The organism is Paenibacillus terricola (assembly GCF_014779765.1).
Taxonomy (GTDB): Bacteria; Bacillota; Bacilli; order Paenibacillales; family Paenibacillaceae; genus Paenibacillus_T; species Paenibacillus_T terricola.
Genome location: NZ_JACXZA010000002.1, coordinates 139,258 through 153,144, shown reverse-complemented (window position 1 = coordinate 153,144; position 13,887 = coordinate 139,258). Strand labels below are relative to the sequence as shown.

At 51.3% G+C, this 13,887-nt stretch carries 18 protein-coding genes; 6 read left to right on the top strand and 12 right to left on the bottom strand.

The features are described from left to right. Positions 1 to 130: 130 nt before the first annotated feature. The 8 genes from metG to H8B09_RS07890 all read right to left on the bottom strand — a co-directional run bounded on the left by metG (position 131) and on the right by H8B09_RS07890 (position 6,665). On the bottom strand, positions 131 to 2,128 hold the full coding sequence (metG, locus tag H8B09_RS07920; RefSeq protein WP_191202980.1) for a methionine--tRNA ligase: 1,998 nt from the start codon (positions 2,126 to 2,128) through the stop codon (positions 131 to 133). A 136-nt stretch (positions 2,129 to 2,264) separates the two neighbouring features. Next, positions 2,265 to 2,396, bottom strand: coding sequence for a hypothetical protein (locus tag H8B09_RS30860; RefSeq protein WP_263576126.1), 132 nt, complete (start codon positions 2,394 to 2,396; stop codon positions 2,265 to 2,267). A 135-nt stretch (positions 2,397 to 2,531) separates the two neighbouring features. After that, positions 2,532 to 2,786, bottom strand: a complete 255-nt coding sequence (gene yidD / locus H8B09_RS07915; protein ID WP_191203757.1) for a membrane protein insertion efficiency factor YidD — start codon at positions 2,784 to 2,786, stop codon at positions 2,532 to 2,534. Between the two features lie 46 nt (positions 2,787 to 2,832). Then, positions 2,833 to 3,267, bottom strand: coding sequence for a Fur family transcriptional regulator (locus H8B09_RS07910; RefSeq protein ID WP_191203756.1), 435 nt, complete (start codon positions 3,265 to 3,267; stop codon positions 2,833 to 2,835). A gap of 197 nt (positions 3,268 to 3,464) precedes the next feature. Continuing rightward, on the bottom strand, positions 3,465 to 5,438 hold the full coding sequence (locus H8B09_RS07905; RefSeq protein WP_191202979.1) for a stalk domain-containing protein: 1,974 nt from the start codon (positions 5,436 to 5,438) through the stop codon (positions 3,465 to 3,467). A gap of 132 nt (positions 5,439 to 5,570) precedes the next feature. Beyond that, positions 5,571 to 5,792, bottom strand: a complete 222-nt coding sequence (locus H8B09_RS07900; RefSeq protein ID WP_191202978.1) for a hypothetical protein — start codon at positions 5,790 to 5,792, stop codon at positions 5,571 to 5,573. A gap of 157 nt (positions 5,793 to 5,949) precedes the next feature. Further along, positions 5,950 to 6,150, bottom strand: coding sequence for a hypothetical protein (locus tag H8B09_RS07895; RefSeq protein WP_191202977.1), 201 nt, complete (start codon positions 6,148 to 6,150; stop codon positions 5,950 to 5,952). A 95-nt stretch (positions 6,151 to 6,245) separates the two neighbouring features. Then, positions 6,246 to 6,665 (bottom strand): Hsp20/alpha crystallin family protein, encoded by a 420-nt coding sequence (locus tag H8B09_RS07890; RefSeq protein ID WP_191202976.1) that lies wholly within the window; start codon positions 6,663 to 6,665, stop codon positions 6,246 to 6,248. Between the two features lie 142 nt (positions 6,666 to 6,807). Between H8B09_RS07890 and H8B09_RS07885 the strand changes: the two genes are divergently transcribed. From H8B09_RS07885 to H8B09_RS07860, 6 genes are all read left to right on the top strand, one after another. Next, a complete protein-coding gene (locus tag H8B09_RS07885) occupies positions 6,808 to 7,047 on the top strand; it encodes a spore germination protein (protein WP_110043519.1) in 240 nt (79 codons plus the stop codon). After that, positions 7,044 to 7,256, top strand: a complete 213-nt coding sequence (locus H8B09_RS07880) for a spore germination protein GerPB (protein ID WP_191202975.1) — start codon at positions 7,044 to 7,046, stop codon at positions 7,254 to 7,256. Before H8B09_RS07885 ends, H8B09_RS07880 begins: the two co-directional genes overlap by 4 nt. Before the next feature lie 30 nt (positions 7,257 to 7,286). Next, positions 7,287 to 8,105, top strand: a complete 819-nt coding sequence (gerPC, locus tag H8B09_RS07875; protein WP_191202974.1) for a spore germination protein GerPC — start codon at positions 7,287 to 7,289, stop codon at positions 8,103 to 8,105. Between the two features lie 7 nt (positions 8,106 to 8,112). Continuing rightward, entirely contained in the window at positions 8,113 to 8,358 is a 246-nt protein-coding gene (locus H8B09_RS07870; protein WP_191202973.1) for a spore germination protein GerPD, read from the top strand. Then, positions 8,358 to 8,834 carry a spore germination protein GerPE gene (locus tag H8B09_RS07865; RefSeq protein WP_191202972.1) on the top strand — a complete coding sequence of 159 codons (477 nt, stop codon included), beginning with the start codon at positions 8,358 to 8,360 and terminating at the stop codon, positions 8,832 to 8,834. Before H8B09_RS07870 ends, H8B09_RS07865 begins: the two co-directional genes overlap by 1 nt. 198 nt (positions 8,835 to 9,032) lie before the next feature. Further along, on the top strand, positions 9,033 to 9,185 hold the full coding sequence (locus tag H8B09_RS07860; RefSeq protein ID WP_191202971.1) for a sporulation protein YjcZ: 153 nt from the start codon (positions 9,033 to 9,035) through the stop codon (positions 9,183 to 9,185). A 91-nt stretch (positions 9,186 to 9,276) separates the two neighbouring features. Here H8B09_RS07860 and H8B09_RS07855 read toward each other — a convergent pair whose 3' ends face one another. From H8B09_RS07855 to glgA, 4 genes are all read right to left on the bottom strand, one after another. Beyond that, the gene (locus H8B09_RS07855) at positions 9,277 to 9,705 is read right to left on the bottom strand and encodes an RbsD/FucU family protein (protein WP_191202970.1); all 429 of its coding nucleotides are present in this window, start codon (positions 9,703 to 9,705) and stop codon (positions 9,277 to 9,279) included. Between the two features lie 52 nt (positions 9,706 to 9,757). Beyond that, complete coding sequence (locus H8B09_RS07850) at positions 9,758 to 10,258, bottom strand: GNAT family N-acetyltransferase (protein ID WP_191202969.1); 501 nt, start codon at positions 10,256 to 10,258, stop codon at positions 9,758 to 9,760. A gap of 217 nt (positions 10,259 to 10,475) precedes the next feature. Continuing rightward, positions 10,476 to 12,437 carry a glycoside hydrolase family 15 protein gene (locus H8B09_RS07845; protein WP_191202968.1) on the bottom strand — a complete coding sequence of 654 codons (1,962 nt, stop codon included), beginning with the start codon at positions 12,435 to 12,437 and terminating at the stop codon, positions 10,476 to 10,478. Next, entirely contained in the window at positions 12,419 to 13,882 is a 1,464-nt protein-coding gene (gene glgA / locus H8B09_RS07840) for a glycogen synthase GlgA (protein ID WP_191202967.1), read from the bottom strand. Before glgA ends, H8B09_RS07845 begins: the two co-directional genes overlap by 19 nt. Positions 13,883 to 13,887 lie beyond the last annotated feature (5 nt).

Sequence of the window (13,887 nt, the reverse complement as noted above, 5' to 3'; positions counted from 1 at the left end):
GTGAAAAAGTTTCGGTTGTCTGCACCTGATACCGAAATAACGTCATCTGATGCTTCGTGATCTTTTCAAAAAAAGCAGCCCCGATCGTCCGATTAAGGACTTTCGGGGCTGCCTGTATTTCAACAGACCATTACTTCACTTTCGCGCCGTTCGGCATGCTGTCTGGCACCGTTGCCAGCGTCAGCTGATCGCCTTCGGATGCTGCCAAGATCATGCCTTGCGACAGCTCGCCGCGCAGCTTGACCGGCTTCAGATTCGTTACGCAGATGACCTTGCGGCCAATCAGCTGGTCAGGCGTATAGAATTTCGCGATACCCGATACTACTTGGCGCTGCTCGAAGCCAAGATCCAACTGCAGCTTCAGCAGCTTATCCGCCTTAGGAACTGGCTCAGCAGCAATGACTTGCGCCACCCGCAGCTCAACCTTCGCGAAGTCCTCAATGCCGATCTCTTCGGCCATCTCAGGCTTCTCCGTAACGCCGCCTTCTGTTGACGCAGCAGCTTGTGCTGCTGGCTCAGCAGGAGCTGTGCCGCCGCTCATCGACGAGATAATGAATGCGATTTCTTCAGTCGCATCCAGACGAGGGAAGATCGGCTCGCCTTTGCCCACGCGCGTACCGCCTGGCAGCGTGCCGAATTGCTTCGCACTCTCCCATGCCGTCAACTCGCCTGCTTCGATGCCAAGCTGCGACCACATGGATTGCGGCGCGCTCGTCAAGAACGGCTGCAGGACGATTGATACAATGCGCAGCGATTCTGCAAGATGATACATCGACGAAGCAAGCTCGCCACGTTTCGCTTCATCCTTCGCAAGCACCCATGGCTGCGTCTCGTCGATATATTTGTTCGTCCGGCTGACAAACTGCCAGAGCGCTGTCAATGCAACGGAGAACTCCATTTTCTCCATTGCTGCTTCCAGCGTTGCAATGGACTCTGCAGCTTGCTCACGCAGCGGAGCATCGAATGGTGTCACATCACCTGCATAGGCCGGAATGACGCCATCGAAATATTTGGTAATCATCGCGACTGTCCGGTTCAGCAGGTTGCCAAGGTCGTTCGCGAGATCGAAGTTCGTACGCTCAACGAAGCTTTCAGGCGTGAACGTGCCATCGGAACCAAACGGCACTTCACGAAGCAGGAAGTAACGCAGTACGTCGAGGCCATAACGGTCAATCAGCTTCACAGGGTCGATAACCGTGCCTTTCGACTTGGACATTTTGCCTTCCTTCGTCAGCCACCAGCCATGCGCGAACACTTTCTTCGGCAGCGGCAGGTCAAGCGCCATCAGCATGATCGGCCAGTAGATCGTATGGAAACGGACAATCTCCTTACCGACAAGATGAACGTCAGCAGGCCAGAATTTGCGATACAACTCATCATCTTGCGTATCATAGCCAAGCGCCGTGATATAGTTCGACAGCGCATCGATCCATACGTACACGACATGCTTCGGATCATTCGGTACTTTAATGCCCCAGTCGAACGTTGTACGCGACACTGCAAGATCCTCAAGACCTGGCTTGATGAAGTTGTTGATCATCTCATTCTTGCGCGATTCAGGCTGAATGAAGTCAGGGTTATCGTTGTAGAATTGCAGCAGACGATCAGCATATTTGCTCATTCTGAAGAAGTAGCTTTCTTCCTTCACGAGTTCAACCGGGCGTCCGCAGTCTGGGCAATTGCCATCCACGAGCTGACGCTCGAGGAAGAACGATTCACACGGCGTACAATACCAGCCTTCATATGCGCCTTTGTAAATGTCATCCTGTTCAACGAGCTTCGTGAAGATCCGTTCGACGACGCGCTTGTGGCGGTCTTCCGTCGTGCGGATAAAGTCATCGTTCGAGATGTCGAGCTTTTTCCATAGCTCCTTGATGCCAACTACGATGTCGTCGACGAACTGCTGAGGCGTCTTGCCACTCTCTTGCGCCTTGCGCTCAATCTTCTGTCCATGCTCGTCCGTACCTGTCAAATAACGTACCTCGTAGCCGCGGAGGCGCTTATAACGCGCCATTGCGTCGCCTGCTACCGTCGTATACGCATGGCCGATATGAAGCTTATCGCTCGGATAATAGATTGGTGTCGTAATGTAGAATGTTTTATTGCTCACCTTTAATCGCTCCTTCATCGAATGATTAACTGCTTATGGACGACAAAAAACCCCCGTCCAACATGGGACGAGAGTTCTCACTCACGCGGTACCACCCAATTTCCTTCCCATGTCCGCTTGGCGGTATCGCCTGTGCGTCTCTTCATGGAAAGCTTCATTCGCCGTCCGTGAAGACGACACATTCCTTAACGCGGAACGACACGCCGCCTCTTGCCGCGCAGCAGACCTGAAGTGCTTGCCGCACCTCATGCTTCGCATTGCTCGATAGCGGTACCTCCCGGACCATTTTCCACAGCGCGCCTCATACCGGTTCCCAGCTTCTCCGGCTCTCTGCAATGACCGCTTGCTCGTACTTATCCGTTCATCGGTTAATCCACCTATACGCTTATATCCAAAATATATCGAACCGAGCTATGCGATGTCAAGGACTGCCGCCCTGCTGCGTTCGTTTCGCCTTCGGTTTGGGCTCAGGCACGGGATCATATCCGCCAGGATGGAACGGATGGCAGCGGCAGATGCGTTTGACTGCAAGCCAGGAGCCTCGGGCCGCGCCATGCTGTTCAAGAGCTGTTAACGCATACTGCGAGCAGGTAGGATAATAACGGCAAGTTGGCGGCTTCAGCGGCGAAATAACGCGGCGGTAAAAATGAACCGGCAGCTGCAGCACTTTATTCATCATGTCAGCAAATCCTCCTATCCTGCGGTTCCGTCACAACGCGAGCTTACTCTGCCGGCAGCTCTGCCTCATCCTGTCGGCAATCTTTGCAGTAGCCGAACACTTCAAACTTATGCTTCACAACCTGGAAATTATCCGGTACGTCCGTCGCATCCATCGGACAATGCTTAATCGGGTACGTCTTGCTGCATTGCAAGCAGATGAGATGATGATGATGATCATGCTCGCGACAGTGCTGCTTGAAGCGTACACCCTCCTCGAACATAACCTGCTCCAATACACCAAGCTCTTCCATAATGCGAAGATTCCGATACACAGTATCAAAGCTCAGGCCCGAATAAATGCGGCCCATATATTCATAAACTTCTTTAGGCGTTCTGTAGCCAGGCGATTCAGCGAACAGCGCTGCCAGCGTCTTACGCTGATCCGTAATGCGCAGTCCCTGCGCAGCCATCCTCCGAACAATCTCTTCCGTCGTCATTGTCTGCAAGGCAAACCCTCCGAATCAAGGTGAATCTACTACTCGTTCGTGTTGAACGACCTCTACTAATCATAATGCCGCAAAATAGAGACAGCGTCAAATGAAGGACCCTTGGCGTCTATCTGACAACCAAAGAAAAAGCTGCAGCAGCGCGCGTATTTGCGCACACTGCTGCAGCCTGAAACGAATGATTCCTATTACCACCGAACCGAAGGCAGTGGAGTAAACAACATCGCAAGCGGAAGATTGCCGCCAGGAGCGATCATGAACTGGATCTCTACCGTTTCCTCGGTTAGTCCTGTCCGGTATAGAACGCCTGCTTCGTTATTGTCCGTTATGGTCGGAGTGGAAGCCGGCAGGGTTACAAGCTTGCCATTAACGAGGAAAGCTCCCATATAGTAGCCGCCGCGCGGGTTGAGCGAAATGAGCGTGCGCGGTGCAACATGCGTCAGCTTCATTTTGTACAACACGCCGAAGTTGCCTTTATTGATTTCCAAGTTGCCTGTCAGGCCATCATAACCCGTAAGGTACGGATCCAGCTTGCCGTCGCCAATGACAAGGCGCTGCGGCGAATTGCCGAGCGTTTCATTGATTTCGATTGCGCGGTTCGTACCGTTAAATGTCCCGCGTACGTGTGCATCACGCTCTATGAAGTACGTCAGGTTCGGCAGCTCCGTTATTGGATTCTTGCCTTCCTTCACGACGACAATATGGAATTCCAGACGTTGGTCCGTGACAAGATCGGCGAATGCCGAAATAACTTCGCTTTGTTTAAGCGCGCGCTGCGAGATAAGCGGCAGCACTTCCTTCGTCTCGCCCGGCTTGACGGTCATCCAAGACGTTGCAGGGTTGGACGCGAGTGCCGTCAGGTAGCGAGCCGTTGACATTTTGCCTGTAGCCGACACTTGCGGATTCGGTCCACCTAAACCTGATGCGCCGATGCCGACGTTAGCCGTCACGCTGCCGTAGTTCGTTGCGAGCAAATACATTTTGACCGGTCCGCCCGTATTATTCATGTTGTGGAACATGAAGCGAATATCGCCGAGCAGTTGGTCCTCATAGGCAATGCCTTCGCTCGTCCACGTCTCCGGACTATTGCTGCGTACCATCTGTGCTGGCTCAGATACTGAGGTGAACGGAACGACCGTACTATTCAGCACCGAAGCACCGTTAATCGAATATTTCTCGCCAACTGGCGTGAATAGGCTGTAGTACTCTTCACGCGTATACAACACTTCACTCGAAACCGTAATATTCTTCGTTACTTGCGAGGTCAAACCGTGACGGTCCGTCACCTCGAGCGATACAGGATATTCCCCTGCAGCGAAGAACACTTTCTCATTGCCAGACCACTTGGCAGAAACGATCGAATTCTCGTCGTCCGTACTCCAATCCGTATACAACACGTTCTCACCGATTCGGTAAGTCGTCTTGTCCGTCGCAAAATCTGCCACTGGCGCTTGGTTCGGAGCTTTGACCTGAATCGTTACCGAATAAGGATCACTCCAAGTGCCGTTATAATCTTGGACTTGACGCGTAATCGTATACGTACCTGCTTCTTCGAACACATCCTGACGGCCGTCCCATACTTCGTTCAATATGCCCGAACCGCTAGGGATAACAGACTTATCCTTATACTGGACAAGCGTCTGCTGCGCGTAAATCTCCGTTGGCGAAACCTCGAACGCAGCTGTCGGCGCTTTAGGAGCAGTCGACCATGACAGCGTCATTGTCGTTCCGACAAGCGACAACTGCGCTCCCGTTAGAATGGACCACGATTTGACCGGAATCATGAATGACCCCTTCTGGTTAATCGCCGGTCCTGTCAATGCAGTACCGACACCATTCTTCATCACGGTAGTCGAGTTCGGCTTAAATCGCAGCTCGACACCATCGCTGGACGTCGCAATGGACTCCTTCGACGATGCGTTGTAAGTAACTTTGTAACCGAATTCCACAGCAATCGCCTTCAGCGGAATGTAAGATACTCCATTAATGAACGTTAGTGGCTGAGCCGCAGTTGTCTTCGCGCCATTGTGTACGATTGTTGTACTATTCTTCACCATTGTGAGCGTGTCCGTAGTTGAACCCGCCGCATACAGAGATGGTACATTTACTGCCATTTGCATCATTAACAACGATAAGAGCAACAACCATTTGATCTTTTTCAACACAACGACTCCTTTATCTCTACTTCATCCTATCCGTTCATTTGGACGTCATGAAGTAGGTAAAGGTTGCGAAAATTCGTCAGTTTGTCATGATTTGGACACAAAGATTAAACAGTTTCTTATTAATCTCATTTACCCATTGACTTTCATATTGATGACGAAACTAAGTGCCATAGCCGCAAACATGACGATACTTACGATGCCGAACATGGTGCGAACCCGGATCGAAGCAGCCAGACGAACAGCCCCCACTTCCATTCGTCTGCCTTCCGTTACAGTACGATGAGCAAACAGAAAGGCGATGATGCTTACGACAAACAAAATATTCGTAATAAACCATATACCCGACCACATATGTATGACCTTCCTTCTAATGAATGCGCTGTTAAAAAGAGAAAACCTCTATCGAAGCCTCTCGGAGATGAGCGGCTTCGATTAGAGGCAGGTTAAGCAAGGCTAACAGGAGCCGCCTAATTGCAGCATCCTGATAGCGGATTCATTCGTTCGCCCGTCAGACGAACCAGGTGTTCAGAATGACGCCGAACACCACTGCACTGACGACCGCGCCTGCAAACGAGAACCACCCGGAGCGATATCGCAGTTGAAACATCTTAAGTATGCCCAAGCTAAGCAGGGAGAATATGAGCATGATGAATACTGCTCCGATCACGAATAATGCAGGTGACACACTGCTGACGTCGACTAGAGTCATTGACAATCCTCCATCATCACTACTATATCTCGCTACATTATAGCGGAACGGCTGAGCCGTTTCCAGTAGCACTAGTGAAGAATTGATGACGATTGCTAGTAGCGTATCGGCGTTTCATAGTAGCGGCGGTCGACCGGCTTCTTGCGCAGCTTGATCTGGAGAATGCCGTCTTGGCATAATGCCTTGCACACGCGAGGATTCACTTGTCTGGGAAGTTCAATCGTCTCGCGCTGCTCTTGCGGAAGACCTTCGATTCGAATGCGATCCTCGCGGACGAACAAGCGCAGTTCAGATGGTCGCACACCGCGAGGAAGCTTCCATTTGATAACGATAAAATGATGCGTTTCGAATGTTTCCGCATTACTGCTGCCGGGCATTGCGGGCTTCTCAGGCATCGCATTGGCCATCATCGACTTCACATAACGTTCAACCCACCCGGTATCTTTCAGCGCGTCAAACCCGCGAGGAAGCTGCTGCTTCTGCATCCACTGCTCCATTTCATCCCACTTTACCATGAGCGATCCCCTCCTGCCCCCGGCCGCCGATTCTCCTGTACGTTATAATCTTATGCCGGAATGGGCATGTGCGGAACCAATGGGCGAATGCCGCATACGATAACGATATATGGAATCGCTAGACAAGGAGGTGGAAAGCCGTATGCCAGCAGTCGTAGGCTTCGTCAACATTACGAGCATCGGCTCCAGCGGAATCGTCCAATTCGGTGATGCCGTACAAGTATCGCCGTCCAGCGCATCCAAGACATACGCAGGCGCGGGATCTTTCTTAACTGGCAGCTTAGCGAACTCGAACAATGCTCTGAGCGCAACGAATACGATCGACCCTGATGTGCAGGACAATACGCAGAACAACGTCGCAAGCGGAGTTAATGCGATATGAGCAATTGGACCATTTATCAGCAAATTACAATTCAGCAGCTTCGGGTTCAGAGCGTTTCCAACAGCTCTGTCCTTCAAGTAGGCAGCGCCGGATCGATTCGATCATTGTCTCAGTTGTACAATTCCGGCGGTTTCACCGGACCAGCCCCTCAACTGGGCGAAGAAACCGAGAATCCGCTCTCATTCGTCCCGCTTCCGAATCCGAGATAAACCCGAAATAATGATGCGAGGTGCATGGGCATGGCTGTGACGAACAACAACGGAATCCCTTACGGCCAGCCCGCCGCTTCTGCGGCGGAGCGGCCGACAGCTGGGTGGCAAGGGTGGCCGACATGGGTTGCGCAAGTTCAACAGACGCTGCGGCAGCAACAAGAGCAGATTGCAATGCTCCAGAAACGCGTTGATATGCTAATGACTCAAGTGCAGACTGCAGCGGCTAAACCAACGTATCACATTGATAAAATCGAGTATCAATTCGATCAATTGAAAATAGAGAAATTGGATGGAACACTTAATATCGGCATTCAGCCGTCAGGCGATGGCGGCGAAGGCGAAATCGACCAATTCATCGTTCAGCAGGCGAAGAAGGGTAATGTTATCCCAAGCGGACCTCTTGGAGCTGCTGTTGATGGAGGCAATGGAGGAACAGGGATTGGAAACGCCGAAAGCGGTGCGCCGGGTTCATTAAACAGCAAGCCTAACGTTTTCCCTTCGGCTGGCCCTGCATCGATGCAGATGCCCCCGCCATTCGGAACGGTGCAAACACGAGTGAATGAATATTTAGATACGAAAGCGCCTCATGCATTAGTTAATTTCGAGCATGAGCTTAATGTCCCGCTTGATCCGTATCATCGCCGCATCATTATCGAGGATATCCGCCGGCAAGCGCCTACTCGCATTCAATTCTATATGCAGCAAGCATCATCGGGAGACATAGCTCAAGCAGATTCGCCAGACTTCGAGGATCAAGTGACAGCGAAGACGATTCGAGATGTGGATATGGCGATGAGGCAATACTTAACGAAACTTTCAAGCGGCGGGAATCAGCAGGAGGAGTGAACACCGTATGATATTCTATGTTGTGAATCAAGGGCTGCAGGTCGGTTCTATTGAGGTGCTTGGGGTATCGAGCTCATCATTGCTTCAAGTTGGCGATAATGATACCGTCGCCCTCTATTCCATGTTCGATACTCCGCCAGAGTCAGTCGTTGTCGGTCAGCTTGTAGCGCTGCAACTGCCTGAAGGCGCTGAAGAAGCTGAGGGAGAGCCTAGAATGCGAAATCGTATGCCAGTAAACGTCTCATTGATATAATGCGGCCGCGACTAAGCTTCTCCATTCCCGAAGCCAATCTGCCGCCGCCTGTGTTCCTTGATTTGAACTACGATAATTCACGTGTATCTGAAGTTCAAGGCATTAACCTAATAAATATTTCCCAAGCTGGCGTCATGCAGCTTGGAGATCGTTCAGAGTCTAACGCAATGCTGCGAGCGCTCGCTATTCAACGGCAGAAAGATCACCCTTACGCCGGTGACATATTCTTCGAGTCATACGTCATTTTCTCCCGCCCCATTCCTGCTATTATCGAGGCTGACGACGATGATAGTGTCGTCCAAACCTACCGACTGAATCAGAATCCCTGCATCTCCGTGGGCTGCATCTCGATTATAAGCGCAGGAGCATCGTCTCAAATTGTGATCGGAAGGGGACAAACGCATCGGTCGGAATCCAGGATCAAGCATATACGCCAATTCGCAGGCCAACAGCCGCTCCCGCCGATCTGCCCTTGAATGTATATCGCGCTTACATGCTCTTTGGGCATTTGACATAAAAGGCTCATCACCGCTCCTTGCATCGGCTTCTGCATCTGTGCGAACGCCCAATTCGCTCAGAGGGGGTATAAACGTCCATAACATTCCTCCTTGACCGACATACATTAGCATTGTGAGTTAAACCTTCACACAGAACCAATTAGGAGGTCATGAACTATGGGATATCCTGTTGCAGGAGCAGGTGTAGGACCTGGATACGGCGGTAGCTGCCTCGGCGGCTTCGGTGTCGGCGGAATTTGCACTAGCATCGGCGTTATTCTCGTTCTCTATATCCTGCTCGTTATCGTACTTCGCGCTGGCTGGTTCTGATCCGAGCGGATCTGATTTTAATGCAGGAAGGGCGTCCACCCGCACTTGATGCGGTTGGACGCCCTTTTGGCATTTGATCGAAGAATACCGATTAGAGAACGCAGCCTTTTTTGACAATGATATTAGCATATTGGGCGCGTTCGCTTGTAGCTACAATAGCATAAGCATGCTTGGCCCGCTCATAGAACGCAAACCGTTCCAACTCTTCTATTTGGATCGATTTCCCCTCATGCTTTTGCGTTAGTGCAGCATACTGTTCCCAGATTACAGGTACAACCGGATCGCCTGGAACAACTCCCATGACTGCCGCAGGCATGTCCACATACTGATCGAGCGGCAGTAGACTAAGGACTGCATCCAGCACTTCCGGCACGCCGTGTCCATCAAGGCGGACAAGCCGCTGCGTGTGGCTTGCTGCCGGGAAGTTGCCGTCTGCGATGACAAGCTCATCCCCATGTCCCATCTCCATCAGTATTTTGAGCAAATCAGGCGAAATAATTGGCGGTATTGACTTCAACATAAAGCGTGGTTCCCCCTAATTGTATGAATGCAGTGGAATAAACGTTAAGTCGTTAAACTTTTCTGCCCATAATGACAACATCCCGCTCCGCGCCATCCAGATCGCATGCGCCAGGAAGCATACCCCATTGCTCGAAACCGAACTTACTGAGCAGTCGCAAGCTTGGTTGGTTATGCCCGAATACGAACCCCAGCAGCGTCTTAATGCCAAGTGTATGACAACCGCTTATCGCACGATCGAGAAGCATGCTTCCAACGCCGGTCCCTCTGCTCTGCTCGGCAATGTAAATGCTGAACTCCGCAGTCGCGCGATAGGCTGGACGGCCGTAATAAGGCTGGAAGCTCAACCAGCCCATTAATGTATCACCACTGCGTGCTACCCAGATCGGACGTGTCTCCCAGTCGCGGTTATGAAACCAAGGTTTACGACTCTCAACCGTAACTGGCTCCAGATCGGCTGTTACCATTCGGCTCGCAACCGTTGAATTATAAATCTCGACGATCGCCGGCAAGTCCTTGTCCTCTGCTCTCGTGATGTTAATCTCGTTTCCCATTGCCAATCGCCTCCTGTAGATATTGCATGTCCTTAAATTATTATCGCATAGTTGCAAGGCTTGCTCCAATGCACGGAACTGCTCCTTTATTGCACAAATCGTTCACTCGAAAAAAAAAAGCTGAACAGTACATTCTCCTGTTCAGCCCTTTATCCACTCCACACGTACCGCAGCACGTCGGATCAGCCTCCTGCATTCCCGAATATTGCGATCCGATTCACCGCGATAACTCGCGGTACTTCTTCACATATTTAGTTACGCTTTGCACGAAGGTCGCATGAGACCATGTAAGCGGCGCTACGGACAGCGGTCCTCCGTCATACGGATTAATTTGCTCTGGGAGCACACCGCTCTCCATAGCATGGTCAACTACCCACTGCAACGTCAGTTTGGGTCCTTCCAGATCGCTCAGCGATTGGGCGGATTCGATCTCATAGTTCGCAACCCATAATGTACAGATGATCCAAGGGTTGCCTGGCACCTTCTCAATATCGCCGGACTGTTGAAAATAGTAGTCGTTCGTATAACGCGCCACGCCGCCAACCCCGGTTCGGATGCTTAACCCCTCTTTAATGGCGCGCATCGTGCGGACGACACGATCATCATCAACGGGAAGTACGCCGAACTCCCAGATCGCGAACAGACTGCTCTCCAGCGTCATATCCTTAATCCAACGATTGTCCTTCTGCACCAACCCCCGAGCGAACCGGCCCGTATCTTCGTCCCAAAGATGCGTAAGAATGCCGTGCTTCACCGCTTGTGCGGTATTGCGATAATGGTCGCTGCGCTCATAATCGCCGAACAACTCGGTGAAGAAGGCAGCAGACATCAATCCGCCATACACAGAAGATGCTGTGTATGTCCATATTCCATATCGTTCTTCCCACAGATCATAACTAGGTTTAGGCAGCGACAGCGAATGCTCCATATACTGCGTCAAGAAATGAGCCGCTTTGCGGATCAGGTTCGAATACAGCGATTGCGGGAGCTCTATAACCTGATGACGATTATAATCCTGCCATAACGCAAACAGGACGAGCGCGGTCTCGTCTTCTTGAATCGGCAGTCTTCGGCTTCCTTGCACGATATATGGATGCCAGCTCGAGCCTACTGTACCGTCTGGATTATATTTGTGATACAAATATCCTTCTGGTGCTAACGCTTGCGCACAAAAATGAAAAAAAGGTGCGATGACGCTGTGAAAGCCCGCCCCCGACATCGATTCTGCAATTAAAGCGCCGTCCCTTGGCCACATGTAACTGTAGTGATCCCGATTGTATTGCAAGATATCGGTGTCGTTAGCAGCTACAATGGCACCCCGTTCATCCGTCTGCGTCCTCACAATAAGCAGGCTCTGTTTGAACGTCTTAACAACTCCTGCAGGCAAATCGCCCATATCCTTCTCCGCCCGCCTCAGCCAATGCTTCCAGTAGATAACGATACGGCTCAGCAGCTTCTCCGGATGATTGTCCTGAACATACTGATTGAGTTCCTTAACTTCTTCCAAACTTTTGCCGATCGACATCCAGTAATAAATCGTCTTCTCTCCGCTAGGCGGTACAATCGTTCGGAAGCTGATGGTACTGTCTACAGATCCTTGCGCAATCGTATTGCCCATCAGGACGCCATCTTCCGCATCGCGCCATGTGCCTTCTGCCGAATGGAACCTCTTGATACCGGTCGAATATTGCATAATGCCGCCTTCATCGGAGAAACCATTAAACATAAAGTAAGAGGATCGCTTGTAGTGAAAGAGCGTATGATTTTCCGGAAAATAAGCCGCTGTATCCCCTACTTCAGATCCATCGATCATCAGGTCCTGATGAAAGAATAACCGGAATTCGCGAGGTTCGACCGCAAGATTGCGGACGACCACGCGTTTAATATAAATACATTCACGCTGATGAATGCCATCGTTCAGATGCAGCTGAACGCCGAGCGACTCGTTCGTCGCCCGCACATTCGTCACCAGCGTGCCTTCAATGTAATCCAGCTCGAACTTCCAGCTCGGATCGTCGAGCCATGCGAATCGTCCCGCAGCCCAAATGCCGAAGCGGCACGTTTGACCGCCGACATGGTTAAGCTGGCCGACGTATGGATAATAAATATCACGGATGAAGCAGTGATTATCAAGATTGAGAAGCATTTTTCCGTTGCCAATTACGAGATGACGGGCCATCTTTCTGTCTCCTTTCGAAGAGGCAGCAGTTCACTATAGAGGGACATGTACGATTTGGCAGAACGGCTCCAGCTATAGTCTTCTTTGGCACCATTGGCGACTATCGTCTTCCAATCTTCTTCATTCCGGTAATGCGCAAGCGCTCTGCGAACCGTATGAAGCATGTCGTGTGCGTTATAGCTGGCGAAGGTAAAGCCGTTACCCGTTCCAGTATATTCATTGTACGATTGTACCGTGTCTCTTAGTCCGCCGGTCTCCCGAACGATCGGCACTGTCCGATAACGGAGTGCGATCAACTGGCTCAAGCCGCAAGGCTCGAACTTCGAAGGCATCAAGAACATATCCGAGCCTGCATAAATTCGCCGCGCCAATCCTTCATCATATCCAAGTTTCAACGCGATTTGCTCCGGACGCCATTGCGCAGCGCCACGCAGCATTTCCTCATAGCGATAGTCGCCTGCTCCAAGGATGACCAACTGAATGCCTTCATCGAGCAAATCCCCAAGCACGCGGTCGATCAAATCAATACCCTTTTGTTCAACAAGGCGAGTCACAATCCCGATAACAGGAATCTGTTCCGATACGGGCAGTCCGAGTTCCCGCTGCAAAGCGGTTTTATTCTTACGCTTACGGCTCACTGACCCCCTATAAGGGGTTTCGAGCGCTGGATCATTCATTGGGTCGTAGCTCTCCGTGTCGATCCCGTTCAGGATACCTTGCAGCTCTGATGCGCGCCAGCGAATAACGCCGTCCAGATTCTCGCCCCAATACTCGGTCTGAATCTCCTCTGCGTAAGTCTCGCTCACTGTCGTCAGCCGATCCGCATACTGCAAGCCGGCCTTCATGCAGTTCGCCGCGCCGTGGAACTCCAGACCGCTTGTCCAGAACCAGAAATCGTCCATTCCAATCAGATCCTGAAACAGCTTCTGGCCGAAGACGCCTTGGTATCTCAAATTGTGAATCGTAAATACAGTACGGACAGAGCGGCAGAGCGGATCAAACGCATAACGCGTCTTGAGCAGGAACGGCAGCAGCGCCGTCTGCCAATCATGACAATGGATAATATCAGGTACGAAATCCAGATGCGGCAAACATTCTGCGATTGCAAAATTGAAGAAGACGAACCGCTCCGGATCGTCTTCGTAGCCGTACAGTCCATCGCGTTTGAAATATTGCTCATTGTCAATCAAATAAAAGGTGACGCCGCCAACAACACCGCGGAGTAATCCGCAGTATTGATGGCGCCAGCTAAAGTGGAACGAGAATGTATGAATCGTCTCGAAATGCTCCAAGAAGGATTCAGGAATGTCGGCATACTTGGGAAGCACGACTCGCACTTCCGCCCCTCGTTCGTTCAACGCTTTAGGCAGCGCCCCCGTCACATCTCCCAGTCCACCGGATTTGGCCAACGGCACAGCCTCCGAAGCGGCAAACAATACTTTCACGACAC